Source organism: Delftia sp. HK171 (genome assembly GCF_001886655.1).
Taxonomy (GTDB): domain Bacteria; phylum Pseudomonadota; class Gammaproteobacteria; order Burkholderiales; family Burkholderiaceae_C; genus Comamonas; species Comamonas acidovorans.
Window position 1 is genome coordinate 1,541,962 of sequence record NZ_CP018101.1, and the last position, 23,920, is coordinate 1,565,881.

Below are 23,920 nucleotides of genomic sequence, written 5' to 3' on the forward strand. Positions count from 1 at the left end.
CTGCGCAGGGCCCCTGGCGGGTGGACAATGGGTTTTCCCTTGCCCACAGCCCGTTGAAGCCGCTGATTTCCCTGCGGCAGCGGGCGCCGCTCTTTCGCCATGCAACCTGCCCTGCTTGTCCTGAACTTCAACGCCGAAGGCCATCTGCGCCAGATGGCCCAGGCCTTTCCCTCCTTCGACCTGCTCTACGCGCCCGACGCCAGCCAATGCGAGGCGGCTCTCGCCGAGCACGGCGCACGCATCCAGGCCGTGCTGACCATCGGCTCCATCGGCCTGTCGGCCGCGCAGATGCAGCGCATGCCTGCGCTGCGGCTGGTCTGCGCGCTGGGCGCGGGCTACGAGAACATCGATGTCGCCCATGCGCAGGCCCATGGCATTGCCGTGGGCAATGGCGCGGGCACCAATGACGACTGCGTGGCCGACCACGCCATGGGCCTGCTGATCGCCTCCGTGCGCGGCCTGGTGAGCCTGGACCGCGCCACGCGCGACGGCGTCTGGCGCACCGCCATGCCGCTGCCGCCCAATGTCTCGCACAAGCGCCTGGGCATCCTGGGCATGGGCGCCATCGGCGCCAAGATCGCCCAGCGCGCGCTGGGCTTCGAGATGGAGATCGGCTACCACAACCGCAGCCAGCGCAGTGAGCTGCCACACCGCTACTTCGGCGATCTGCTGTCCCTGGCGCAATGGGCCGATGTGCTGCTGGTCGCCACGCCGGGCGGCCCGGGCACGCGCCACCTCATCAACACGCAGGTGCTGGATGCGCTGGGCCCGCAGGGCCATCTGGTCAATATCGCGCGCGGCAGCGTGGTCGATACCGCCGCCCTGGCCGCCGCCGTGCGCGAAGGCCGCCTTGCCGGAGCGGGCCTGGATGTCTACGAAAGCGAACCCGCGCCCCCGGCCGAACTGCTGGACCTGGACGCCGTGGTGCTCACTCCCCATGTGGGCGGCTGGTCGCCCGAAGCCGTGCAGGCCTCGGTGGACCGCTTCATCGCCAACATGCGCTGCCACCTGGAAGGCCGCCCGCTGGTCTCGCCCGTCACGGCCTGAGGCTGGATTCAGCCCTGTGCCATCCCGGCAGCTGCTGCCAGGTGCAGCAGCCCCATGACCAGGCAGATGGCCGAGGACACGTGCCAGAAGCGGTCGCTGTTGTCCGGGAACCGCGGCTTCAGCCATGGATAGGCCACGGCCCGCGCCACCAGCACCAGGCCGGCCCCGGCCAGCACCGGGCGCATGAAGGGCAGGGGACCCAGCAGGCCCGTGCCTGCCAGCGCATACCCCGCCAGCAGCGACAGCACCACGCCGATGGCCGCCGACACCAGTGGCGGATACCAGTGCCCGGCCTCGGCCATGCGCGCCATGCGCTCGCCGGCACCCATGATCCGCAGCCCGCGTCCCCCCCAGACGATGCAGGCGAAGTGGGCCAGCGCGGCCGCCGTGTCGAACAGGGCGGCGGCCAGGGCCAGCAGTTGCACGCCCTTCACGCCAGGGCTTCCCACGCGCCGGTGTGCTGATGCTTCTTCATGGTGTATTCCTTGGGATTTGCTGCAATGGCCGGCCACTGTAGTGCTTAAACTCCGGGCAGAAAACTCGCCTTGTGCTCAGGTTTTGCCGCATGCCCTCCCATACCTCCGCTACCACTGAATCCCAGAGAAGAAGACAGCCCGTACAGGCCCGTGCGCAGCGCACGCTGCAGGCCATTGTTCAGGCAGCAGCTCAGATTCTGGTCAAGGAGGGCGAAGCCGCGCTCACCACCAACCGCATTGCCGAGCGCGCAGGCGTCTCCATCGGCACGCTCTACCAGTACTTCCCCGACAAGCAGGCCGTCTTCCGCGCCATGGTCGATGGCCAGCGCCGTGTGGCCGTCGCGGCCATCGAGGCTTGGCTGGAGCAGGCGTCGGAGCAGGGCCTGCCGCGCGAGGCCGTGGCGCGCGGCGTGGTCGCCTGCATCGTCGAGGGCTTTGCGGGCCGCACGCCTGCGCGGCGCAAGCTGGCGCGCTTTGCCTGGCTGCAGGATGGTGACGAGCGCATTGCCCTGTCCATGCGCGAGACCGCCGAGCGCATGGCCGCCCACCTGCAGCGCTGGGGTGGCCCCTCGCTGTCCTATGCGCGCCTTTACGTGGCCACGCGGGCCGTGCTGGGCACGGTGCGCTTCGCCTCGCTGGAGGCCTCGCCGCTGATCGCCTCGGGCGCACTGGAGGAGCTGCTGTGCGAGATGGGGACAGACATGTTGCTGGGTGGCGCGACGGGTGCGGGAGCCGCTGCCCCCTAGGCAGCAGGGGCTGTGCCATTGCACTGGACCAGCTTCGCAGCAAGGCGTGCCTTGATGGGCCGGCTGAAGTCCTGGTCGCCCTTGCGCAGCAGGATGGCGAAAAAAAGGCCCCGCAGAGCGGGGCCTTTTGCTTCTACCGGAGTGTGCGATCAACCGATAGCATTCTAACGAGTTCGCGCGGCAATGGCTTTCTCCGCCACATCCACCAGGTCGGTGCCGACCTGCTGCTTCCACTTGTCGTAGACGGGGCGCGTGGCCTTGACGAAGGCTTCGCGCTCGGCCGGTGTGAGCTGGGTCACGGTCACGCCGTTGGCGGCCAGGTCCTTGAGCAGCGGCTTGTCGGCCTCGATCATGCCCTTGCGCGCGATCACGATCTGCTCCTTGGCGGCGTCCACGGCAGCCTGGCGCACGATGTCCTGGTCTTCCTTGGTCCAGGTGGCCCAGATGTCCTTGTTGACCACGAAGATCAGCGGATCGTTGATGTAGCCCCACAGCGTCAGATGCTTCTGGCCCACGGACTGCAGCTTGGCGGCCATGTAGACCGACACGGGGTTTTCCTGGCCGTCCACGGCACCGCTGGCCATGGCGGGCTGGGCATCGGCCCAGCTCATCTGCGTGGGGTTGGCGCCCAGCGCGGTGAAGGTGTCCAGGAACAGCGGCGAGCCCACGACGCGGATCTTCAGGCCCTTGAGGTCGGCAGGGGTCTTGATGGCGTGCTTGGAGTTGCTGATCTCGCGGTAGCCGTTCTCGCCCCAGGCCAGCGGCACCACGCCGGCCTTTTCCAGGCGCTGGAACAGGCGCTTGCCGGGCTCGCCATGCGTGAGCGCGTCGGCAGCGGCGTAGTCGGGCATGAGGAAGGGCAGGGCGAACAGGTTCAGCTCCTTGATCTGGGGCGACCAGTTCAGCGTGGAGCCCACGGCCATGTCGATCACGCCCTGGCGCAGCGCGCTGAATTCGCGCGTCTGGTCGCCCTGGATCAGGGACACGCCCGGGTAGAGCTTGATGTTGATGCGGCCGTTGGTGCGCTCGCGCACCTTGTTGGCCCAGATCTCGCCGCCCTTGCCCCAGGGAAAGGCCGTGCCCAGCACCAGCGACATGCGGTACTCGCTCTTGTACTTGGCCGGAGTCTGCGCCACTGCGGGAGCGGACGAAAGGGCCAGGGCCGCAGCCGCGGCCAGGCCGCTGGCGAGGAAAGTGCGAAGTTTCATTGCGAAGGTCTCCTTGTTGAATTTTTGGGAAATCAGTAGCCCAGGCGTGCTGGGAGCCAGAGAGCCAGCTGCGGGAAGGCGATCACGGCGATCATCACCAGGAACATGGCCAGCAGCATGGGGCCGACCCAGCGCACGGTGGACTCCATGCGCACGCCCGCGATGCGGCAGGACACCATCAGGTTCACGGCCAGCGGCGGCGTGAACTGGCCCAGCGCCACCTTGAGCGTGAGGATGACGCCGAACCACACCGGGTCCCAGTTGTAGTGCTGCATGATCGGCAGCAGCAGCGGCACGAAGATCAGGAAGATGGAGATGCCGTCCAGGAACATGCCCACGGTGATCAGCAGCAGGATCAGCAGCGCCATCACGCCGTACTCGCCCAGGCCCGAGTCCACGATGGCCTTGGCCACCGGATCGATCACGCCCAGCGTGGACAGCGAGAACGCGAAGATGCCGGCCAGCGACACCACCAGCAGGATCACGGCCGACAGCTCGCCGGCCTCGCGCAGGATGGGGTAGAGGTCGCGCAGCGTGATGGTGCGGTGGATCACCATGCCCACGAACAGGCCGTAGAACACGGCCACCACGGCGGCCTCGGTGGGGGTGAACCAGCCGGCGCGCATGCCGCCCAGGATCAGCACCGGAGCGGCCAGGCCCCAGGAGGCCTCGCGCAGGCTGCGCCAGAACGGCGGGCGCGGCATGGACGATTCCAGCGCACCCATCTTGTGCTTGCGCGACATCCAAACGGCAGGAATGATCAGCGCCACGCCGGCCAGGATGCCGGGGATCATGCCGGCCGCAAACAGCGCCGGCACCGAGGCGCCGGGCACCAGCACCGAGTAGATGATGAAGGCCACGGACGGCGGGATCAGGATGTCGGTGGCCGCAGCCGCGCCCACCACGCTGGCCGAGAAGCTGCCGGGATAGCCGGCACGGCTCATGGCCGCGATCATCACGCCGCCCACGGCGGCGGCATTGGCCGGGCCCGAGCCCGAGATGCCGCCCAGGAACATGGCCACGGCAATCGCCACCAGGGGCAGCATGCCGGGGCCGCGGCCGACGATGGCCACGGCGAAGTTCACCAGGCGCAGCGCCACGCCAGAGCGGTCGAAGATCGAGCCCACGAGCACGAACATCGGAATCGCCAGCAGCGGGTACTTGCCCAGGCCCGCATAGAAGTTCTGCGGCACGGCCAGCAGGCCGAACCACTGCGTGTCGGGGCTGGCCAGCGCGATGGCGGCGGCGCCCGCCAGGCCCAGGGCCGCGCCGATCGGCACGCCCAGGAACATCAGGCCCAGGAAGGCGATGAAGAGCAGGGTTGCGATCATTGCGCCTTCTCCCCGGTGCTGTCATCGAAGGCGCCAGGGCGGCCCTGGCGCTGGAACAGCTGCAGCGCGCGCACCGTGATCAGTGCCGAGCAAATCGGCAGCCACATCGAATACCACCACTGCGGCACGCCGATGCCGGGCGAGGTTTCCTCGAAACGGTAGTCGTCCCAGACCACGCGCACGCTCAGTGCGGCGATCACGGCGAACAGCAGGGCCACCATCAGCGTGCCGAAGCGTGCCAGGCGCTTCCTGCGCAGGGCGCTGCCGCCTTCGGCGAAGTACTCGATGCGGATATGGGCGTTGCGCGCCACGGCCGCCGAGCCCGCGACCATGGCCAGCAGGATCATCAGGAAGACCGAGATTTCCTCGGTCCAGGCGAAGGAGGAGGAAGTGAAGTAGCGCACCAGCACATTGGCGAAGGTGATCAGGGCCAGCAGGGCCATGATCACCACGGTGAGCCAGTCCTCGATGCGCAGCGAACGCGGCTCGTCCGGCTGCGAAGGCGTCTCAGCGGCGCCGTTTTCGGTGGGAGGGGATGACATGGACGCGGGGAGTCAGAAAATTACACATGGCGGGGCAGATGCAGTCACTGAGCTTCCTCGGCGTCGTGTGCCGGGGGCCGTGAGGAAAAAATGTCACATTGGGTAAATGCGGCGCAGCGCCATTATGTGCGCATCCATGCGGTGTGCCAGAGGGACCATCCCTGCCCTGTCAGGCACCCGTCACGGCCCGGCGGATAATGAGGCCCATGGAAACCAAATGGCTAGAAGATTTCGTCAGCCTGGCTGAAACACGCAGTTTCAGCCGCTCCGCCCAACTGCGGCACGTGACGCAACCTGCGTTCTCGCGCCGCATCCAGGCACTGGAGGCCTGGGCCGGCACCGACCTTGTGGACCGCAGCTCCTACCCGACCCGGCTCACGCCGGCCGGCAAGACCATGTATGACCAGGCGCTGGAGATGCTGCAGTCGCTGCAGAGCACGCGCACCATGCTGCGTGCCCACGTCAGCGCGGGCAAGGGCATGGTGGGGTTTGCGGTGCCGCACACGCTGGCCTTCACTTTCTTCCCGAACTGGGTCTCCAGCGTGCAGGCCAAGTTCGGGCCCTTCCGCAGCCGGCTGTTCGCGCTCAACGTGCATGACGCCGTGATGCGCCTGGTCGAAGGCGGCTGCGACCTGCTGATCGCCTACTTCCATCCGTCCCAGCCCTTCCAGCTTGACCCTGCGCGCTACGAGATGGTCAGCCTGGGCCATGAGGTGCTCGCCCCCTACGCCAAGCCCGACGCCGACGGCCTGCCGCTGCACCAGCTGCCGGGCCGCCAGGGCCAGCCGCTGCCTTATCTGGGCTATGCGCCCGGCGCCTATCTGGGCCGGGTGACGGAGCTCATCCTCAAGGAAGCGGCCGAGGCCGTGCACCTGGAGCGTGTCTACGAGACCGACATGGCCGAAGGCCTCAAGGCCATGGCGCTGGAAGGCCATGGCGTCGCCTTCTTGCCGTTCAGCGCCGTGCGCAACGAGCTGGAGGCCGGGCGCCTGGTCAGCGCCGCGCCTGCGGGCGACAACGGTTTTCGCATGGACATGGAAGTGCGCGCCTACCGTGAAAAACCCGCCAGCAAGGATGCGCCCCAGGGCGTGGCCGGCGCACTGTGGAACTTCCTGCTGGAGCAGGGCGAGACCATCGGCTGACACGCCAAACGGCACGCATCAGGAAAAAAGGGGCTCTCGCAGCCCCTTTTTGCTGCACGTTGGTGCATGCGGGTGCCCGGCAAGAGCCCGACTTGGTGCACGGGTTATGCCTAGGGTAAACACCTATTATGCATAGCATGCATAAGGGCTTTTGCAAACGGCATTGGCTGTGCCACCGGCCCTGGCATTAGAGTGCGCGCACAGCAACCACGCCGTGTGCAGGACCGCCGGTGCGCTGGATCGGGCAAAAAACGCGTGCCATGGCACGGCAGTTGCTTACCTGAATCCGGCTGACGTGCTGGAAAGCCCTAGCACGTGTCGGTGCTCCAGCACCGTGCGTGATTGCACAATATGTGTCACATCGTTGATAGTTCGAGCAAGCCCACAAGGCGACTCGACCGTTCTCATCAAGACCGTTTTCGTTCTCATCTCAGGAGACCCGTATGAAGAAGCATTTGTTGGCCATCGCCGTGACCGCCCTGGCTGCAGGCAGCGCTTTCGCGCAGGCTGGTGACACCCTGGCCAAGATCAAGTCCTCCGGCGCCGTGACGCTGGGCGTGCGTGAATCCTCCGGCCTGGGCTACACGCTGGGCAATGGCAAGTACGTGGGCTTCCACACCGAGATGGGCGAGCGCGTGCTGGCCGACATCCAGAAGGAGCTGGGCCTGGCCAAGCTGGACATCAAGTACCAGCCCGTCACCTCGCAAAACCGCATCCCCCTGGTGACCAATGGCACCGTGGACATCGAGTGCGGCTCCACCACCAACAGCCAGGCCCGCCAAAAGGATGTGGCCTTCGCCGTGACCACCTACGTGGAAGAAGTGCGCATCGCCGTCAAGGGCAACTCCGGCATCACCGGCATCAAGGACCTGAACGGCAAGACCATCGTCACGACGACGGGCACCACCTCGGTGCAGACCCTGCGCAAGAACAAGCGCGCCGACGGCCTGACCTTCAAGGAAGTCATGGGCAAGGACCACGCCGACAGCTTCCTGATGCTGGAAACCGGCCGTGCCGACGCCTTCATCATGGACGGCTCCATCCTGGCCGCCAACATCTCCAAGTCCAAGGCACCTGCCGAGTACAAGATCGTCGGCGAAACCCTGTCGGTCGAGCCCATCGCCTGCATGCTGCGCAAGGACGACCCCGCCTTCAAGAAGGCCGTGGACGACTCCATCAAGCGCCAGATCGCCGACGGCTCGCTGGCCAAGCTCTATGACAAGTGGTTCATGCAGCCGATTCCCCCGGCCAACGTGAAGGTCGGCCTGCCACTGTCCGACGCCACCAAGGACGCATGGGCCCACCCCAACGACAAGCCCATGGAGTCGTACGAAGTCAAGTAAGCACCAGCTGAATGCCGCCCCTTCTGCCATGCGGTTGGAAGGGGCGTTTTTTGTTGCGTCGCCGGTTTTTCTGCCGGCACGCATTTCGTGTTTTGAATGAAGGGGTGCTCCTATGAGTTGGGATTGGCAGGTGTTCTGCCAGGACACCATTACCCAAGAGGTCGGTCAAAGCTGCTTCGGCAAGAACGGCGATATCACCTACCTGGACTGGATGCTGTCGGCCTGGGGCTGGACCATTTCCGTGTCGCTGCTGTCGCTGGTGATCGCACTGGTCGTCGGATCGCTGATCGGCACGCTGCGCACTTTGGAGGGCCGGCCGTGGATCGTGCGGCTGGGCAATGCCTGGGTGGAGCTGTTTCGCAATATTCCGCTGCTGGTCCACATCTTCATGTGGTACCACGTGGTTCCGTCCTTTGTTCCTGCGCTGAAGTCGCTGCCGGGTTTCGTGCTCGTGGTGCTGGCGCTGGGTTTCTTCACCTCGGCGCGTATCGCCGAGCAGGTGCGTTCGGGCATCCAGGCGCTGCCGCGCGGCCAGCGCTATGCGGGCATGGCGATGGGTTTCACCACGTTCCAGTACTACCGCTACGTGCTGCTGCCCATGGCGTTCCGCATCATCATCCCGCCGCTGACCAGCGAGACCATGAACGTGTTCAAGAACTCGTCCGTGGCCTTCGCCGTGTCCGTGGCCGAGCTGACCATGTTCGCCATGCAGGCGCAGGAAGAGACTTCGCGCGGCATCGAGATCTATCTGGCCGTCACCGGCCTGTATGTGATTTCCGCCTTTGCCATCAACCGCATCATGGCCTTCATCGAGAAGCGTTCGCGCGTCCCGGGCCTGATCGCTGCCAGCGGCGGAGGACACTGACATGAACCTGCAAATCGACTGGTCGTTCTTCACCTGGGACCTGTTCAGCAACTTCGTGCTGAAGGGCCTGTACTTCAGCCTGACGCTGACCGTCATCGCCACCATCGGCGGTGTGCTCTTCGGCACCGTGCTGGCGCTGATGCGCCTGTCCGGCAAGAAGTGGCTTGATGTGCCCGCCACGCTCTACGTCAACGGCATGCGCTCCGTGCCGCTGGTGATGGTGATCCTGTGGTTCTTCCTGCTGATGCCGCTGATCATCGGTCGGCCCATCGGCGCCGAGGTCTCGGCCATCATCACCTTCATCGCCTTCGAGGCGGCCTACTTCAGCGAGATCATGCGCGCGGGCATCCAGTCCATCCCGCGCGGCCAGGTCTCCGCGGGCCAGGCCATGGGCATGACCTACGGCCAGAACATGCGCCTCGTGGTCCTGCCCCAGGCCTTCCGCAACATGCTGCCGGTGCTGCTCACGCAGACCATCATCCTGTTCCAGGACACCTCGCTGGTCTATGCCATCGGTGCCTACGACATGCTCAAGGGCTTCGAAGTGGCGGGCAAGAACTATGGCCGTCCCATCGAATCCTATCTGGCCGCTGGCGTGACCTACTTCGTGCTGTGCTACTCGCTCTCGTGGGCAGTCAAGCGCCTGCACAAAAAGATTGCCATCATTCGATGAGCCAGCACCCCATTGAGGAATTGCAATGATTGAACTCAAGAACGTTTCCAAGTGGTACGGCAGCTTCCAGGTGCTGACCGACTGCTCCACCAACATCCAGAAGGGTGAGGTCGTGGTGGTCTGCGGCCCGTCGGGCTCGGGCAAGTCCACGCTGATCAAGACCATCAACGCGCTGGAGCCCTTCCAGAAGGGCGAGATCTTCGTGGACGGCGTGGCTGTGCACGATCCCAAGACCAACCTGCCCCAGCTGCGCAGCCGCGTGGGCATGGTGTTCCAGCACTTCGAGCTGTTCCCGCACCTGTCGGTGACCGAGAACCTGACCATCGCCCAGATCAAGGTGCTGGGTCGCAGCCCGGACGATGCCAAGAAGCGTGGCCTCAAGATGCTGGACCGCGTGGGCCTGACGGCGCACAAGGACAAGTTTCCGGGCCAGCTGTCGGGTGGCCAGCAGCAGCGCGTGGCCATTGCTCGCGCGCTGTCCATGGACCCCATCGTGATGCTGTTCGACGAACCCACCTCCGCGCTGGACCCCGAAATGGTCGGCGAAGTGCTGGACGTGATGATCGGCCTGGCCAACGAAGGCATGACCATGATGTGCGTGACCCACGAGATGGGCTTCGCACGCAAGGTGGCCAGCCGCGTGATCTTCATGGACGTGGGCGGCAAGATCCTGGAGGACTGCTCCAAGGACGAATTCTTCGGCAACCCCGAAGCACGCCAGCCGCGCACCAAGGAATTTCTCAACAAGATCCTGCAGCACTGATCGGCTGCTGCCGGCAGGCAGCAGGCCATCTCAAGACAAGGGCGCTTCGGCGCCCTTAGTCTTTTGCCGCTCTGGAGCGGCCGGGGCTGCGCCGTGCGGCGGCGCGCGGCTCGGGCGTCCTGATCAACTGGTGGTTGAACTCCTTCCACAGCGCGTCGCGCCGGGCCAGGGCCTCGGACACATCCTTGTGGCGCAGCTGGGCCACGGCCGAGACCAGGGCGTTGCATAGGTAGAAGGCTGCCGTGTAGGAGTGAAAGGGCGAGGCATTGGCCGTGCGCACCTGCAGCCAGTGGTGGGCCACGGTGGCCAGCGGCGCGGCGGGGCTGTCCGTGATGGCCAGCACCTGGGCACCGGCGTCGGCAAAGCGCTGCGCTATCTCGAAGGTGCCGCGCGAATACTGGCTGACGCTGAAGGCCAGCAGCGTGTCCGAGGGGCCGATCCACAGCAGCTGGTCGGCCGGCGCGATGGCTCCGGCATCCAGCTCCTGCACGCCGGGGCGGCACATGTTCAGGTGCAGGGCCAGCCAGGCAGATACCGGCGAGCTGTTGAGCTGGGCCAGCACGAACACGCGGCCCTCGCCCTGGGCCAGCTTGCGGGCCATGGCCTCGAAGGCCGCCATGTCCAGCCCCTCGCGCGTGGCCTGGATGTTGTGCTGGTCGTGCAGCAGCGCATCGTCCACGCACTCGCTCAGGCTGCGCTGCGCGCCCAGCAGCACGGGCGCGCGCTGGGCGGCCGTCTGCAGCAGCGCCGTCACCTCGCCGCGCGCCTCGCGCTGGGCTTCGGCATAGCTGGCATAGCCGAGCTTGGCGAACAGCCGCACCACGGTCGATGCGCTGGTGCCCGTGTGCGCGGCCAGCGCCGTGGCCGACTCCAGCAGCGCATGCGGGTAGTTGCTGCCCAGGGTCTGGGCCAGCGTCAGCTCGCTGGCCGTCAGCTCCGCGCCCTGCTGCGCCAGGCGCTGCGGCAGCAGCAGTGCGGCTTTTTGCAATGGTGATTTCATATTTTTCTTGTATATGCAACGTGTATTGCAAAATAGGGGGTCGCGTGCAACACTGCATGCACTCTGGAGATTCCACCATGCACGATACCCTCGAACAAAGCCGCGTGCAGCAGCGCGCGAGACTGCTGGACTGGCTGGGCGGCCAGCAGCAGGCCATGCAAGACCTGTTGCACAGGATTGTCGATATCGACAGCGGCAGCCGCGATGAAGCCGGCATCCTGGCCGTGGCCCAGGCGCTGCGCGAGCGGCTGGAGGCGGCCGGCGTGGCCGTGCGTTTCGAGGACGTGCCCGGCTACGGCGTGCTGCTGCATGCCGATGTCGTCGGTACCGACGGGGACGGCCCGGCCGAAGGCGCGCCCATCTATCTGATGGGCCATATGGACACGGTCTTCCCGGCGGGCACCGTGGCGCGCCGCCCCTTCCGCGTGGAAGAGGGCAGGGCCTACGGTCCCGGCGTGGCCGACATGAAGTCGGGCCTGGTGCTCAACGTCTTCGTGGCCGAGGCCTTTGCGCGCTGTGGCGGCCTGACGGCGCCGCTCAAGCTGTTCTTCTCGTGCGATGAGGAGATAGGCTCGCCCGCCACGCGCCAGACCATCATGGACACGGTGCGCGGTGCGCGCGCCGTCTTCAATGCCGAGCCCGGCCGCGTCAGCGGCAACCTGGTGACCAGCCGCAAGGGATCGATGGCCGTGGAGTTCGAGGTGCAGGGCGTGGCCGCCCATGCGGGCATCAACCACGCGGCCGGCGCCAGCGCGCTGGAGGCCATGGCGCGCAAGCTGCTGGCCCTGCATGCGCTGACCGATCCCGCCACGGGCACGACCACCAATGTGGGCGTGCTGCAGGGCGGCATCGTGCCGAACATGGTGGCGCCCCACGCCAAGGCCGAGCTCGATGTGCGCTACACGGCCCAGACCGATCCCGATGCGCTGATGGAGCGCATCCGCGCCATCGTGGAGGAAGAATCCGTGCCCCGCACCCAGGGCCGCGTCACCGCCGTGCGCCGCACCCTGCCCATGGCGCCCACGCCTGATGCGTTGCTGCAGCTGTACCGGCGCGGCGCGCAGTCGCTGGGCTTTGATGTGCAGGGCGAGTTCACGGGCGGCGCGGCCGACAGCGGCCTGACCGCGTCGGTGGGCGTGCCCACGCTGTGCGCCACCGGCCCCGTGGGCGGCCATCCCCATACCGAGCGCGAGTACTGCGAGCTGGCTACCTTCGTGCCGCGCGCGCAGGCCGTGGCCCTCGCCATCTTTGATCACCCCTGATTGCGCTGATACCCATGAAAAACCTGTCCGTGAACCCCTCCCTGAACACCCGCCGCAAGCTGCTGGGCGCAGGCCTTGGCCTGGCGGGCCTGTCCGCGCTGGCGCCGCTGGCCGCACGCGCCGATGACAAGTACCCCTCGCGCCCGATCACGCTGGTCGTGCCGTTTCCGCCCGGCGGTTCGGTGGACATCATGGGCCGCCAGTACGCAGAGCCCCTGTCGCGCATCCTGGGCGTGCCCATCGTGGTGGAGAACCGGCCCGGCGCGGGCGGCTCGGTGGCCACGCAGTACGTGTCGCGCGCCAAGCCGGACGGCTACACCCTGGTCGTGTCCTCGCAGAGCAGCCACCTGGCCAATCCGCTGACCCAGCCCAAGGTGGGCTACGACCCCATCAAGGACTTCGAGAACATTGCCATCCTGGGCCGCCAGCCCAATGCGCTGATGGTGCATTCCAGCCTGCCCGTGAAGAACTTCCAGGAGTTCATCGAGTACGTGAAAAAGCGCCCCGGCCAAGTCAACTACGGCAGCGCCGGCATCGGCAGCATGGGCCAGCTCAATGTGGAAATGCTCAAGGCCGCCACGGGCATCTTTGCCACGCACATTCCCTACCGTGGCGGCTCGCCGCTGGTCACGGCGGCCATCGGCAACGAGGTGCAGTTCATCCTCGACAACCTGGTCTTCATGCTGTCCCACGTGCAGTCGGGCAAGGTGCGCGCCCTGGTCGTGGCCTCGGAGCAGCGCCTGCCCATGCTGCCCGACGTGCCCACCATGGCCGAGGTCGGCTATCCCCAGCTCAACATGAGTTCCTGGACCGGCATTGCGGCGCCTGCGGGCACGCCCGACGCCATCGTCCAGACGCTGTACAAGGCCATCCGCCAGGCGGCCACGGCGCCGGCCATGGTGGCCAGCCTCAAGGAGCGCGGCGTGGTCGCGCCCGAGGAGATGAGCCCCGCCGCCTTCGAGAAGATGATGGCCGAGCGCCTGAAGCTCTTCGGCGAGGTGGTGCGCAAGGCCCATATCGTGGCCGAGTAAGCAGGGCACGCCCAGGGCGCCCCCAGGGCGCCCCGGATGGCCGGGCGCAGCCGACGTATTTCCATAAGGAGGAGACATGAGCATGACCCCTATCGCCCGCCAGGCTGCCAGCCACCCTTCCCGCCGCCGCGTGCTCGGCGTGGGGCTGGGCCTGGGTGTGCTGGCCCCGCTTGCGGCGCTGGCCGCCGAAGGCAAGGCCGCCGGCTACCCCACGCGCCAGATCAGCTTCATCGTGCCGTTTCCGGCCGGTGGCTCGGTGGACGCCATGGCGCGCCAGTATGCCGAGCCCATGGCACGCATCCTGGGCGTGCCCATCGTCGTGGAGAACCGGCCCGGCGCGGGCGGCTCGGTGGCTGCGCTGGCCGTGGCGCGCGCCAGGCCCGATGGCTACACCCTGGTCGTGTCCTCGCAGAGCAGCCACCTGGCCAATCCGCTGACCCAGCCCAAGGTGGGCTACGACCCCATCAAGGATTTCGAGAACATCGCCATCCTGGGCCGCCTGCCCAATGTGCTGGTCGTGCCCGCGAGCCTGCCCATCCGCAGCTTCGCGGAGTTCATCGCCTATGCCAAAAAGCACCCTGGCCAGCTCAACTACGGCAGCGGCGGCACGGGCAGCATGGGCCAGCTCAACATGGAGATGTTCAAGGCCGATGCGGGCCTGGACATCACCCATGTTCCCTACCGGGGCGGCACGCTGCTGGTCACCTCGGTGCTGGCGGGCGAGGTGCAGGTGTTCTTCGACAACCTCATCTCCATGCTGCCCCATATCCAGGCGGGCAAGGTGCGCGCCCTGGCCGTGGCCTCCGAGCAGCGCGTGGCACAAATTCCCGATGTGCCCACGCTGGCCGAGGTCGGCTACCCGCAGCTGAACATGAGCTCCTGGACCGGCCTGGCCGCGCCGGCCGGCACGCCCGCGCCCGTGGTGCAGGCCCTCTTCAAGGCCGTGCGCCAGGCCGCCACGGCGCCGGCCATGGTGTCCAGCCTGCAGGACCGGGGCGTGACCCCGCCCGAGGAAATGAGCCCCGCGGCTTTCGAGGCCATGATGTCCGAGCGCCTCAAGCGCTTTGGCGAGGTGGTGCGCAGGACGGGCATCGTCGCCGAGTGAGCCTGGCCCGCCAAGGGCCTGCCCTCAGTCCAGCTGCACGCCCACCTCGCGCACCAGCCGGCCCCAGTCCGCCAGGTCCTGGCGCAGCGTGTCGGCGAATTGCGCGGGCGTGGTCCGGGGCAGATCGGTCAGGTTGAGCTCGCCCAGCTTTTTGGCCGTGGCCGGGTCCTGCAGCAACTGGTTGATTGCGGCGTTGAGCTTGTCCACGATGGGCTGCGGCGTTTTGGCGGGCGCGAAGACGCCGTACCAGGAATAGTTGTGGAACGGGTAGCCCGCCTCGGTCAGGCTGGGCAGGTCCGGCTGGCTGGGAATGCGCTTGTCGCCGCTGTGGGCGATGGCGCGCACGCGGCCCGCACGCACCAGCTCCACGGTGGAAGAGGTGTCCGCAAACGCGGCCTGCACCTGCCCGCCCAGCAGGCCTTGCACGCAGGGGCTGCTGCCCTTGTAGGGCACATGCTGCATCTGCAGGCCGGCCTGCTTGAGCAGGAATTCCATGGTCAGGTGCCCGCCCGAGCCCTGGCCCCAGGAGCAGTAGCTGAGCTGGCCGGGCCGTGCGCTTGCATAGGCCACGAACTCCTTGAGCGAATGCACGGGCAGATCGCGCGAGACCAGCAGCAGATTGCCGGCGCGCCCTATCTGCGCAATGGGCGTGAAGTCCTTTACCGGGTCATAGGGCACCTTGCGGTAGAGGCTGGGGTTCACGGCCATGGACGCCGTGTAGGTGAACAGCAGCCGGTAGCCGTCCGGCGCACTGCGCGCGGCCTGCTCCACGCCGACCAGGCCGTTGGCGCCGGGCCGGTTGTCCACCACGAAGGGTTGCCTGAGCAGCCGGGTCAGGCCTTCGGCAAACACCCGCGCGATGGTGTCCGTGCCGCCGGCGGCGGCCGTGGGCACGATCAGCGTGACGGGGCGGGCGGGGTAGTTGCCGGCATCCTGTGCCGGCTGGGCGTGGCCTGTGCAGGCCATGGCCAGCAGCAGTGCCAGGGCCATGCCGTGCTTCTTCATCGTCTTCATGCACTTGTCTCCTTGTGTCGCCTTGTGTCGCCTTGTGACGCCTTTCCTGTGTGCGGCCCCGTCAGCGCAGCCCCAGGCGCGCCTGCGTGCCCTGCTCGATCATGTCGGCTCCCACCCGGTAGAGGTTGCGCGAGACATAGCTGTCCACCTCGCGCGCACGCTCGCGCAGCCAGGCGGCCTTGAGGCTGCGGGCCTGGCCGATCTCGGGCGCGTCGCCGGTCGCCGTGGCCAGCACGTCGATCACATGCAGGGCCAGCTGCCACTGGCCCGCGTCGGCCAGCGCCTGGGCGCTGGCCACCAGGCCGGGCTTGTCGGTGATGGCATCGGCAATGGCGGCGCCTGCGGCCTCGGGCGGGGCCGGGTGCAGCGTGGTCGGGTTGCGGTCCCACCAGCCGTTTTCCGATCGGTAGATGTCGCGCACGATGTAGCTGGGGTCGCCATAGGTGGGCTTCATCCACTCCACGCCGAACAGCTCCTGCGGATAGTCCATGGCCGCGAGCACCTGCTGCTCGTTCAGGCCCTCGTTCATCAGGCGCACGACTTCGGCGCGCAGCCAGCGCAGCGCCTGTGCGGTGTGCAGCAGCACCTGCTGCACGGCCTGCTCGCCCTCGATCACGGGACCGAACTCGCGCACGGCCTTGAGCGGGCGCAGCGCGGCCATGGCCTGCAGCGTGTCGGCCCAGCGCACGGTGTCGCGCAGCGTGCGAAAGGGCGTGCCGATGTTGGGGATGGAGTCCAGCAGCGCCGCGCCGCCGTACAGCACGCGCTGGCCGGGGCTCCACAGCGCGATGGCGTCGTCGGTCTCGGACGGCGCCCAGAACAGCTCGATGCGGCTGTCCCCGCTGCCTATCTCCAGCCGCGTGTCGAAGGTTTCGGTGGGCTCGTGCATGTCCAGCCGGTGCTCGAAAAAGCCCGCGCTGCGGTTGAACTGGATCTCGGCCATGCGGTGCTGCAGCGCCCGGGTCTCGCGGTAGCGTGCCTGGCGGCGCGGCAGGTTGCGGTGCGCGATGAGGCGCGGCACAGGCTCTCCGCGCGCGGCCGCATGCTCCAGCCAGGCGGGCACGCCCGCGTTGTAGCCGATGTGGCCGTGGCTGTAGCACAGCGCATGCACGGGCGCGTCGCTGAGCTGGCGCAGGCTGGCGATCATGTCCTGGCTGACCTTGCCGCCGGGGCCGGCGTCGATCACCACCAGGCCCGCGTCGGTCTCGGCCACGAAGGACTGGCCCTGGCCGCGCAGTATGTGCAGGCCCGGCGCCACGGTTTCGCTGCCGGTGCCCACCAGCAAGAAGGGCTTGTCGTCGTCTCTGGCGTTCATGGGGTCTCCGGGTCTGGTTCGATGGGGGGCAGGGCGTAGCGGCCGTCCAGCAGTTCGGGCTGGGGCATGTAGGCGCGCAGGCACAGGTAAAAGCCTTCGCGCGGCGCGGGCAGCCAGTTGGCGCGGGGGTCTTCGCTGGCCGGTGGCGCGTGGCTGATGTGGATAGTCAACCCGCCATCGCCATCGCCATCGCCATCGCCGTCGCCATTGCCATCGCCATCGGCGTCGGGGCGCAGGCCCGGCGTGCGGTCGCCGATGGCATGGCGGTCGATGGGGTTGTCCACCAGCATGCAGTCGTGGGCGCCGTAGAGGGTCAGGGACCAGAAGGCCTGCACGGGCGGCAGCGCGCCTGGTGCAAAGCGCAGCCGGTAGCGGCGGCTGCCGTGCAGGGGCTGGCCCTGGGCGTCATGCCAGGCCAGCGGGTAGATGGCCTCGCGGCTTTCCAGCATGCCGATGTACTTGAGCGCAATTTCGGCGCGGGCCTGGAAGTCGTCGCCAAAACTGCCTTCGACCAGGGCGGGGAGTTCCCAGCCCGAGTCCAGGCGCCGGCCCGTGCTGGCTGCGCGCAGCCGGGGCAGCACGCTGTCCAGGGCGCGCTGCAGTGCGGCTTGCTGTTCCGCGTCGGGTGTGCCCAGCCCGGCGCCCAGGCCCACGGCCGCAAAGCGCGCGACCCGGGCGGCATGCCCTGCCGGCGGCGGGTTGTCGCGCAAGGCGGCATTCACCTGTGTGGCATAGTGCTCGGCATTTGGCGGGGCCTGGGGATCGCAGTCCGGGTCGAAGGCGCGGGCCTGCGAGGGAGTGCCCGCCTGCCAGTCGGCCAGCGGGCGCACCGCAAAGCCGTCCTGCAGCGCGTGCACGGCGGGCAGGTCATGCTCGCCATCGACCAGGATGCGGCCTATCACCCACAGCCAGGGCGTGGGCGCGGCAATGTGTGCGCCGGGCGCATCGAACGGTGGCGGCAGCGCCCCCTGCCAGCCGGGCGGCGTGACCAGGAAGGAGCGCGCCGCCGTGCCCGTCAGGCGCTGGCCCAGGTGGGCGAAGGGGTTGGTGAAGAAGTCCAGCAGGCCCAGGACGTAGTAGCGGCCCGCCGTGTCGGGCACGTCGATCACCAGCGGCCCGGCGCCCAGGTCCAGCCAGGCGTTGGTGTAGAGCGTGTCGTTGTTGGGCGTGACCACGCGGCTGGTGCCGGCGCGCAGCAGCTGGCGCGCATGCACGAACTGGTTGCACCAGCGCTGCGGGGCGGGCGCGGCTTCGCCCGCCGCATTGCGCCGGGGCGAGGTGGCCGCGCGCATGCGGCGCATCTCGTACAGCGGGCAGGTGTGGATGACGGCCTCCTCGGCCAGGGTGCTCAGGTCCATGGCGTGTCTCATGCGGCCACGGGCTGCAGGGGCGGAACAGGCCATTGGTGCGCGCCTGCCTGCGGGTGGTACATGCGCAGGATGAGGTAGAAGCGCCCGTGCGGCGTGGGCAGCCAGTTGGCGGCGCCCTGTGCCGGACGGGCATGGCCCAGGTCGATCTGCAGGCTGCCGTCGGCCTCGCGCAGCAAGCCCGGCGTGCGGTCGCCGATGGAGTGGCGGCCGATCTCGTTGCCGTAGAGAAAGCGGTCGGCGTCATACAGGGTGACGGACCAGAAGGCGTCGGCCGGCGGCATGTCGGCGGCATTGAAGCGCAGCACATAGCGCTGGCTGCCGTCCAGCGGCTGCAGGCCTGCGTCGTGGTGGGCGGCGGCGTAGATGGCCTCGCTGGTGGCCAGCGCGCCCAGGCCCAGGTAGGCGGTGCGTGCGCGGCCCAGGTACTCGCTGCCGTAGCGGCCGGTGGACGGCGTCATGGTCCACGGCCGGGGACGGCGGTTGCGCCCCATGGCGGCCACGGTGCGCACGCCGTCGGCAAAGCCCTCGGTCAGGCCTTCGCGCACGGGCTCCTCCAGCTGCTCCCACGCCATGTGGGCGCTGGCCACCAGGCCGGCCTGGCCGAACCAGGACAGCAGCCCCTGGTCCTCCTTGCGGCCAGGCGCCTCGGCCAGCGCATGGCAGAGGTTGGCAAAAAATCGCGGTGCAACCTCGGCCGCAGGCTCCTGGTTCTCGAAGGCGGCCGCCATGGCGTCCACGGGCGGGCCGACCCAGTTCGTGACGGCGGCCGGGCGGCCTCCTTTCGGCGTGCCCGGCGCGGGCTCCAGCCGGATGTCGGCCTGCAGCGCGCGGGCTGCAGGCCAGTCGGGCGCATCGCCCACCACGGTGCGGCCGATCAGCCAGACAAGGTTGCTGGGGCAGTGCACCAGACGGTGGCCGGCCAGGTGTTCCGGCACCTGGCCGCCCGGCCCGACCAGGACCACGGTCTCGCCTTCGGGCGCGCAGTTGCGCGGGCCCAGGTTCTCGAAATTCTCGGTATAGGCGTCGTACAGGGCCAGCACGAAATAGCGGCCCGGATGCGCGGCGCTGGAGGGCACGGTCAGCAGGCGCGGGCCGTCGGCCAGGTGGATCCAGGCCAGCGAGTACAGCAGGTCGTTGGCGGGCGTGACCACGTCGCGGTCCTCATGGGTGGAGGGGCGCTGGCTGTGGTGCAGCGTGTCGAAGTCGCCGCGCATGTCCAGGCCCAGGCCGGTGGCGCGCGCGGCGCCGGCATCGGTCTGCAGGCGGCAGGTGCGGTAGGTCTCTATCAGCGGATAGCCGTAGACAAAGGCGGCCAGGCCGATGGAGCGCGCCAGGGCGCGGCGGACTTCGGGCAGGGAGGGAGGGGTCGGGTTCATGTCCATTGTTTTCTTCAGGGGATGAGGGGGTCAGTCGAGGGTCACGCCCGTGGAGCGCGCCAGGTCCAGCGCCACGGGCAAGAAGGCGGCGTAGGCGGCGCTGGCCTCGGCCGGGCTGTTGCCCTGGGCCTCCAGGCCCAGCGCCTCGACACGCTGGCGCACCTGGGGCTCGCGCATCACGGCGGCGACCTCGCGGCCCAGGCGTTCGACGATGGCGTCGGGCGTGCGCGCGGGCGCCATCAGCGAGATCGATCCCGTGATGGCATACACGGGCTCGCGGTAGCCCTGCTCGGCAAAGGTGGGCACATCGGGCAGTGCCTTGCTGCGGCGCGGTCCGGCCACGGCCAGGGCGCGCAGCTTGCCGGCGTCGATGAAGGGCTTGAGCGTGGCGGCCGAGCCCAGCGTCATCTGGATCACGCCGCTGATCAGGTCGATGGACATGGGCCCCTCGCCCTTGTAGGCCACGTGCAGCGACTGCAGGCCGTAGGCCTTGTCCATGAAGACCTGGACCTGGTGCGGCTGCGTGCCCGCCCCCCAGGAACCCATGGCGTACTTGCCCGGCGACTGGCGCACGGCCTCTACTAGGCCCTTGAAGTCCCTGGCCGGCACGGCCGGGTTGACGGCCATCACCATGGAGGGCGAGACCACGTCCGAGACCATGCGCAGCTCGGTGCGCGGGTCGTAGGGCAGCTTCTTGTAGAGCACCAGGTTGGCCGTGATGGGCCCGGGCACGGTCAGCAGCAGGGTGTGGCCGTCGGGCACGCTCTTGGCCACATGCTCGGTGCCGATGATGCCGCCGGCGCCGCTGCGGTTGTCCACCACCACGGGCTGGCCCAGGCGCTTGGCCAGGCCCTCGGCCAGGATGCGCGCCACGGTGTCGGTGGAGCCGCCGGCCTGGTATTGCACGACGATGCGAACGGGACGGGCGGGATAGCCGTCCTGGGCCAGCGCGGCGCTGCAGGCCAGGGCAAGGCAGGTCAGCGCGGCGGTGCGCAGCAGGGGTGTGTTCATGGTGGCCTCCGGGCGGGCGATGGGGTGGGTGTCGGCTTTCATGCAGCCTCCCTGCCGATGACCAGCGCATCGACGGCCACGCAGCCGCCGTCCTCGCGCGGGCGGGCGATCAGGGGGTTGATCTCGGCGCTTTCCAGCGTGGCGCCTGCGCGCTGCGCAAAGCCGGCCAGGGCGCACAGCGTGTCGGCAATGCTGTCCAGGTCCACGCGGGGGCGGCCGCGCGCGCCGTCCAGCACGGCAAAGGCCCGCAGCTCGCGCACCATGGCCAGCGCGTCGTCGCGCGTGATGGGCAGCAGGCGCAGCGAGACATCGCGCAGGATCTCGGCATGGATGCCGCCCAGCCCGAACATCAGCACCGGGCCGAATACCGGGTCGCGGTGCACGCCGGCGATGCACTCCACGCCGCCCTGCACCATGGGGGCGGCCAGCGCGCCGTCGATGTGCGCATCGGGCCGGGCCTGGCGCGCATTGGCCAGGATGCGGTCGAAGGCGGCCTGGGCGCCGGCCGCATCCGCCAGGTTCAGTGCCACGCCGCCCACGTCGGACTTGTGGGCGATGGCATCGCTGCAGACCTTGAGCGCAATGCGTCCGCCCATCTCCTGCGCGGCCTGCGCTGCCTCGGCCGCCGTTCGCACCAGCCGGTGCGGCACCACGGGCACGCCGGCCTCGGCCAGCAAGGCCATGCTGCGCTGCTCCGACAGCGTGCCCGCCGGCAGGTGCAGCGCGCTGCCTGCATCGGCCATCGCGGGCAGCGCCTGCGGTGTTTCATGCAGGCGGGCCAGCGCGCCAATGCAGCGTATGGCCGCGCCCGGGTCGGCAAACACCAGGCAGCCCAGCGCCTCCAGCGCATCGCGGCGCTCGGGCGGGCACAGCGTGCTGACGGCCAGCAGGGTGTTGGGATGGTGGGTGCGCAGCGTCTGCACCAGGCTTTGCAGCACGGGCCAGAAGGCGTCGGACAGGCCGCCTGCCGCGAAGAAGCCCAGCCAGCTGTCGAACTGCCGGTCGGCCAGCATCAGGCGGGCGCTGCGCTCCAGCAGCGTCATGTCGTTGGTGACCTGGCCCGTGATGTCCACGGGGTTGCGCGGCGCGGCAAACGGCACCCATTCGCGCAGCTGGCGCTGGGCCGCATCGGACAGCGGTGCCACGTCTAGGCCGGCTGTGCTGGCGTCGTCGGCCATCATGGCGCCCACGCCGCCCGAGACCGTGAACAGTCCGATGGACCGCCCCTGGGGGGCCCGGGCGATGGAGGCACTGGCCGCCAGCGCGAAGAAGTCGGTGATGGAATGCGCGCGCAGCACGCCGTAGCGGCGGAACACCGCGTCATAGACTGCATCGTTGCCCGCCAGCGAGGCCGTGTGCGATGCGGCGGCGGCCGCGCCCAGGGCGCTGGTGCCCACCTTGCACATGACCACGGGCTTGCCGCGCTCCTGCGCCAGGGCCAGGGCAGCGCGCAGCCGGGGGCCGTCGCGGCAGCCCTCCATGTAGGCCATGATCACGTCGGTCTCGGGGTCCTGGGCCAGCCAGGCCAGGCCATCGGCCAGTTGCACATCGGCCTCGTTGCCCGTGGTGGCCCACAGCGACAGGCCCAGCCCGCGCTCGCGCGCCAGGCTGTAGGCATAGGCACCGAAGGCGCCCGACTGGCTGACCATGCCGATGCGCCCGGGCCGCACCAGCCCGCCGCCCGGCGCGGGCGAGAACGTGGCGTAGACCTGGTGGCCGGGGCGCATGAAGCCCAGGCAGTTCGGGCCGATGAGGCGTATGCCCGCCTCCTGCGCGCGCCGCGCCAGCGCCTGCTGGGCGGCCGTGCCGTCGGAGCCGGTCTCGGCATAGCCCGAGGAAAACAGCACCATGGACTGCACGCGCGCGGCGGCCGCATCCTCCAGCACGCCGGCCACCTGCGACTGCGGCACGGCGACGATGGCCAGGTCCACCGGCGCGCCGATGGCGGCCAGCCGCTCGTGCGCGGGCAGGCCCTGCACGCGGCTGGCGCGCGGGTTCACCGCATACAGCGCGCCGCCGTAGCCGAAGCGCAGCAGGTAGTCCAGCGGAATGCCGCCGATCTTGCTGGCCTGGTCCGAGGCGCCGACCACGGCGATGGAGCGCGGCGCGAACAGCGCGTCGAGCCGGGAGGTGTCAAAGCAATGGCTGTCGGTCATGTGTGTCCCTCAGAAGTTGTGGCGCACGCCCAGCGCCAGGGACCGCACGCCGTCGCCGCTGTTGGCGGCCACCGGCACGTTGGCAATGGCGGCCGAGGCATTGGCCGCATTGCCCAGCTGCAGCCAGCGCGCGTAGAGCACGGTGCGCTTGCTCAGCGCGTAGTCGTAGCCCAGCGTCCAGGTGTTCTGGGCGCGGTCCGTGCCGCCCACCTCGCGCCGCGCCACCGAGACCAGCAGCTTGGAGCGCGCATCCACGCTCCAATCGGCGCCCAGCTGGGCCAGCTTCGCCTTGGGTGTGCCGGCACGGTCCACGCGGTTGATGACGTAGTTGCCCGTCAGGCGCAGCCCGTCCAGGGCCTCCCAGCTGGCCGACAACGCCTGGTACTGGCTGGTGGCGGGCGCGGCCACGGGTGCGGCGGCGCTGCCTTCCACGGACTTCTGGAAACTGTAGGCCAGGAACCAGGGCTTCTGGTTCCAGCCCAGCGTGGCGCCGTAGAGGCGGCCGTTGCTGCTGTTCGGCGAAGCCACTTCGCCGAAGGAATAGGCCAGGTCCGCCAGCCAGGGCTGGCCTGCCGGCGTGCGGTAGCGCACCAGGTTGTTGGCCCGCGCCGCAAACGGCCGCAGGCCGGCCTGGGCATCGGTGGCCGACACCAGGTTCAGCGAGGAAAACAGCGCGTTCATGCCCAGCGGATCGGCGCGGAACAGCGCGCCGAACATGGGCGTATACATGCGGCCCATCTCCACGGCGCCCCAGCCGCTGTTCAGTCCCACCCAGGCCTGCCGCGTGAAGGCCAGGCCCGGGCCGGGAATGGTGCCCAGGCCCGTGTCCGGCGCCACGCCGGCCTCCAGCATGAACTGGGCGCGCAGGCCGCCGCCCAGGTCCTCGCTGCCGCGAAAGCCGATGCGCGATGCCGCGCTGCCCCCGTCCTCCAGCCGGCTCAGGCGCGTGGCGCCCGACCTTGCGCTGTTGATGTGGACGTCGACGATGCCGAACATCTCCACGCTGCTCTGGGCCCACGCGGACGTGCCCAGGGCCGCCATGCCGCCGGCGGCCAGCCAATGCTTGTGCTTCACGAACTTGTCTCCTTGGTAGCGCCCCGGATGCTTTGCCCGGTGGCTTGCTTGCTACTATCCCGAGCGACAG

Annotated in this window: 22 protein-coding genes; 10 read left to right on the top strand and 12 right to left on the bottom strand. The window is 68.7% G+C overall.

Annotation, left to right across the window (positions count from 1 at the left end; all coding sequences use genetic code 11):
- Window positions 1–99 precede the first annotated feature (99 nt).
- Window positions 100–1,047, top strand: a complete 948-nt coding sequence (locus BO996_RS06980) for a 2-hydroxyacid dehydrogenase (protein ID WP_071954366.1) — start codon at window positions 100–102, stop codon at window positions 1,045–1,047.
- Between the two features lie 8 nt (window positions 1,048–1,055).
- On the opposite strand, the gene BO996_RS06985 is transcribed toward BO996_RS06980, so the two are convergent.
- Window positions 1,056–1,496 carry a hypothetical protein gene (locus BO996_RS06985; RefSeq protein WP_232240477.1) on the bottom strand — a complete coding sequence of 147 codons (441 nt, stop codon included), beginning with the start codon at window positions 1,494–1,496 and terminating at the stop codon, window positions 1,056–1,058.
- Window positions 1,497–1,612: 116 nt separating this feature from the next.
- Between BO996_RS06985 and BO996_RS06990 the strand changes: the two genes are divergently transcribed.
- On the top strand, window positions 1,613–2,269 hold the full coding sequence (locus BO996_RS06990; RefSeq protein ID WP_071954367.1) for a TetR/AcrR family transcriptional regulator: 657 nt from the start codon (window positions 1,613–1,615) through the stop codon (window positions 2,267–2,269).
- Between the two features lie 164 nt (window positions 2,270–2,433).
- Here the strand turns inward: BO996_RS06990 and BO996_RS06995 are convergent, their stop codons facing one another.
- From BO996_RS06995 to BO996_RS07005, 3 genes are read right to left on the bottom strand one after another with little or no spacing between them, the layout of a single operon-like run.
- Window positions 2,434–3,477, bottom strand: coding sequence for a DctP family TRAP transporter solute-binding subunit (locus BO996_RS06995; protein ID WP_012203290.1), 1,044 nt, complete (start codon window positions 3,475–3,477; stop codon window positions 2,434–2,436).
- A gap of 32 nt (window positions 3,478–3,509) precedes the next feature.
- On the bottom strand, window positions 3,510–4,808 hold the full coding sequence (locus tag BO996_RS07000; protein ID WP_043819923.1) for a TRAP transporter large permease: 1,299 nt from the start codon (window positions 4,806–4,808) through the stop codon (window positions 3,510–3,512).
- Window positions 4,805–5,350, bottom strand: a complete 546-nt coding sequence (locus tag BO996_RS07005; protein ID WP_013804178.1) for a TRAP transporter small permease — start codon at window positions 5,348–5,350, stop codon at window positions 4,805–4,807. The genes BO996_RS07000 and BO996_RS07005 overlap by 4 nt, the downstream gene beginning before the upstream one ends.
- Window positions 5,351–5,556: 206 nt before the next feature.
- Between BO996_RS07005 and BO996_RS07010 the strand changes: the two genes are divergently transcribed.
- The 5 genes from BO996_RS07010 (at window position 5,557) to BO996_RS07030 (ending at window position 10,136) form a co-directional block, all read left to right on the top strand.
- Window positions 5,557–6,492 carry a LysR substrate-binding domain-containing protein gene (locus tag BO996_RS07010; protein ID WP_170962088.1) on the top strand — a complete coding sequence of 312 codons (936 nt, stop codon included), beginning with the start codon at window positions 5,557–5,559 and terminating at the stop codon, window positions 6,490–6,492.
- A gap of 443 nt (window positions 6,493–6,935) precedes the next feature.
- Entirely contained in the window at window positions 6,936–7,835 is a 900-nt protein-coding gene (locus tag BO996_RS07015) for a transporter substrate-binding domain-containing protein (protein ID WP_063327262.1), read from the top strand.
- A gap of 112 nt (window positions 7,836–7,947) precedes the next feature.
- Window positions 7,948–8,700, top strand: a complete 753-nt coding sequence (locus tag BO996_RS07020) for an amino acid ABC transporter permease (protein ID WP_043819928.1) — start codon at window positions 7,948–7,950, stop codon at window positions 8,698–8,700.
- A 1-nt stretch (window position 8,701) separates the two neighbouring features.
- Entirely contained in the window at window positions 8,702–9,373 is a 672-nt protein-coding gene (locus tag BO996_RS07025; RefSeq protein ID WP_012203296.1) for an amino acid ABC transporter permease, read from the top strand.
- A gap of 25 nt (window positions 9,374–9,398) precedes the next feature.
- Window positions 9,399–10,136, top strand: coding sequence for an amino acid ABC transporter ATP-binding protein (locus tag BO996_RS07030; RefSeq protein WP_012203297.1), 738 nt, complete (start codon window positions 9,399–9,401; stop codon window positions 10,134–10,136).
- Window positions 10,137–10,191: 55 nt separating this feature from the next.
- On the opposite strand, the gene BO996_RS07035 is transcribed toward BO996_RS07030, so the two are convergent.
- A complete protein-coding gene (locus BO996_RS07035; protein WP_071954368.1) occupies window positions 10,192–11,136 on the bottom strand; it encodes a MurR/RpiR family transcriptional regulator in 945 nt (314 codons plus the stop codon).
- Between the two features lie 77 nt (window positions 11,137–11,213).
- Here BO996_RS07035 and BO996_RS07040 point away from each other — a divergent pair, with 77 nt between their 5' ends.
- The 3 genes from BO996_RS07040 to BO996_RS07050 all read left to right on the top strand — a co-directional run bounded on the left by BO996_RS07040 (window position 11,214) and on the right by BO996_RS07050 (window position 14,534).
- On the top strand, window positions 11,214–12,398 hold the full coding sequence (locus tag BO996_RS07040) for a M20 family metallopeptidase (RefSeq protein ID WP_071954369.1): 1,185 nt from the start codon (window positions 11,214–11,216) through the stop codon (window positions 12,396–12,398).
- 14 nt (window positions 12,399–12,412) lie between these two features.
- Entirely contained in the window at window positions 12,413–13,429 is a 1,017-nt protein-coding gene (locus BO996_RS07045; protein WP_071954370.1) for a Bug family tripartite tricarboxylate transporter substrate binding protein, read from the top strand.
- A gap of 76 nt (window positions 13,430–13,505) precedes the next feature.
- Window positions 13,506–14,534, top strand: coding sequence for a Bug family tripartite tricarboxylate transporter substrate binding protein (locus BO996_RS07050; protein ID WP_071954371.1), 1,029 nt, complete (start codon window positions 13,506–13,508; stop codon window positions 14,532–14,534).
- A gap of 24 nt (window positions 14,535–14,558) precedes the next feature.
- Here BO996_RS07050 and BO996_RS07055 read toward each other — a convergent pair whose 3' ends face one another.
- The 7 genes from BO996_RS07055 to BO996_RS07085 form a co-directional block, all read right to left on the bottom strand.
- Window positions 14,559–15,548, bottom strand: coding sequence for a Bug family tripartite tricarboxylate transporter substrate binding protein (locus tag BO996_RS07055; protein WP_043819940.1), 990 nt, complete (start codon window positions 15,546–15,548; stop codon window positions 14,559–14,561).
- 61 nt (window positions 15,549–15,609) lie between these two features.
- Window positions 15,610–16,863 (bottom strand): alkyl sulfatase dimerization domain-containing protein, encoded by a 1,254-nt coding sequence (locus BO996_RS07060; protein WP_071954372.1) that lies wholly within the window; start codon window positions 16,861–16,863, stop codon window positions 15,610–15,612.
- Window positions 16,860–18,221 carry a DUF1254 domain-containing protein gene (locus tag BO996_RS07065; protein WP_071954373.1) on the bottom strand — a complete coding sequence of 454 codons (1,362 nt, stop codon included), beginning with the start codon at window positions 18,219–18,221 and terminating at the stop codon, window positions 16,860–16,862. The genes BO996_RS07060 and BO996_RS07065 overlap by 4 nt, the downstream gene beginning before the upstream one ends.
- A gap of 8 nt (window positions 18,222–18,229) precedes the next feature.
- Window positions 18,230–19,615: a DUF1254 domain-containing protein gene (locus BO996_RS07070; RefSeq protein ID WP_071954374.1), complete on the bottom strand. Its 1,386-nt coding sequence runs from the start codon at window positions 19,613–19,615 to the stop codon at window positions 18,230–18,232.
- Between the two features lie 24 nt (window positions 19,616–19,639).
- Window positions 19,640–20,662 (bottom strand): Bug family tripartite tricarboxylate transporter substrate binding protein, encoded by a 1,023-nt coding sequence (locus BO996_RS07075; protein WP_071954375.1) that lies wholly within the window; start codon window positions 20,660–20,662, stop codon window positions 19,640–19,642.
- Window positions 20,659–22,776: an acetate--CoA ligase family protein gene (locus BO996_RS07080; RefSeq protein WP_071954376.1), complete on the bottom strand. Its 2,118-nt coding sequence runs from the start codon at window positions 22,774–22,776 to the stop codon at window positions 20,659–20,661. The genes BO996_RS07075 and BO996_RS07080 overlap by 4 nt, the downstream gene beginning before the upstream one ends.
- A 9-nt stretch (window positions 22,777–22,785) precedes the next feature.
- Window positions 22,786–23,850 (bottom strand): porin, encoded by a 1,065-nt coding sequence (locus tag BO996_RS07085; protein ID WP_071954377.1) that lies wholly within the window; start codon window positions 23,848–23,850, stop codon window positions 22,786–22,788.
- Window positions 23,851–23,920 lie beyond the last annotated feature (70 nt).

What these genes read in the sequence shown, in the direction of transcription:
- BO996_RS06980 (WP_071954366.1), top strand. Translation starts at nt 100, where the DNA reads ATGCAACCTGCCCTGCTTGTCCTGAACTTCAACGCCGAAGGCCATCTG.
- BO996_RS06990 (WP_071954367.1), top strand. Translation starts at nt 1,613, where the DNA reads ATGCCCTCCCATACCTCCGCTACCACTGAATCCCAGAGAAGAAGACAG.
- BO996_RS06995 (WP_012203290.1), bottom strand. Translation starts at nt 3,477, where the DNA reads ATGAAACTTCGCACTTTCCTCGCCAGCGGCCTGGCCGCGGCTGCGGCC.
- BO996_RS07000 (WP_043819923.1), bottom strand. Translation starts at nt 4,808, where the DNA reads ATGATCGCAACCCTGCTCTTCATCGCCTTCCTGGGCCTGATGTTCCTG.
- BO996_RS07005 (WP_013804178.1), bottom strand. Translation starts at nt 5,350, where the DNA reads ATGTCATCCCCTCCCACCGAAAACGGCGCCGCTGAGACGCCTTCGCAG.
- BO996_RS07010 (WP_170962088.1), top strand. Translation starts at nt 5,557, where the DNA reads ATGGAAACCAAATGGCTAGAAGATTTCGTCAGCCTGGCTGAAACACGC.
- BO996_RS07015 (WP_063327262.1), top strand. Translation starts at nt 6,936, where the DNA reads ATGAAGAAGCATTTGTTGGCCATCGCCGTGACCGCCCTGGCTGCAGGC.
- BO996_RS07020 (WP_043819928.1), top strand. Translation starts at nt 7,948, where the DNA reads ATGAGTTGGGATTGGCAGGTGTTCTGCCAGGACACCATTACCCAAGAG.
- BO996_RS07025 (WP_012203296.1), top strand. Translation starts at nt 8,702, where the DNA reads ATGAACCTGCAAATCGACTGGTCGTTCTTCACCTGGGACCTGTTCAGC.
- BO996_RS07030 (WP_012203297.1), top strand. Translation starts at nt 9,399, where the DNA reads ATGATTGAACTCAAGAACGTTTCCAAGTGGTACGGCAGCTTCCAGGTG.
- BO996_RS07035 (WP_071954368.1), bottom strand. Translation starts at nt 11,136, where the DNA reads ATGAAATCACCATTGCAAAAAGCCGCACTGCTGCTGCCGCAGCGCCTG.
- BO996_RS07040 (WP_071954369.1), top strand. Translation starts at nt 11,214, where the DNA reads ATGCACGATACCCTCGAACAAAGCCGCGTGCAGCAGCGCGCGAGACTG.
- BO996_RS07045 (WP_071954370.1), top strand. Translation starts at nt 12,413, where the DNA reads ATGAAAAACCTGTCCGTGAACCCCTCCCTGAACACCCGCCGCAAGCTG.
- BO996_RS07050 (WP_071954371.1), top strand. Translation starts at nt 13,506, where the DNA reads ATGAGCATGACCCCTATCGCCCGCCAGGCTGCCAGCCACCCTTCCCGC.
- BO996_RS07055 (WP_043819940.1), bottom strand. Translation starts at nt 15,548, where the DNA reads ATGAAGACGATGAAGAAGCACGGCATGGCCCTGGCACTGCTGCTGGCC.
- BO996_RS07060 (WP_071954372.1), bottom strand. Translation starts at nt 16,863, where the DNA reads ATGAACGCCAGAGACGACGACAAGCCCTTCTTGCTGGTGGGCACCGGC.
- BO996_RS07065 (WP_071954373.1), bottom strand. Translation starts at nt 18,221, where the DNA reads ATGGACCTGAGCACCCTGGCCGAGGAGGCCGTCATCCACACCTGCCCG.
- BO996_RS07070 (WP_071954374.1), bottom strand. Translation starts at nt 19,615, where the DNA reads ATGGACATGAACCCGACCCCTCCCTCCCTGCCCGAAGTCCGCCGCGCC.
- BO996_RS07075 (WP_071954375.1), bottom strand. Translation starts at nt 20,662, where the DNA reads ATGAAAGCCGACACCCACCCCATCGCCCGCCCGGAGGCCACCATGAAC.
- BO996_RS07080 (WP_071954376.1), bottom strand. Translation starts at nt 22,776, where the DNA reads ATGACCGACAGCCATTGCTTTGACACCTCCCGGCTCGACGCGCTGTTC.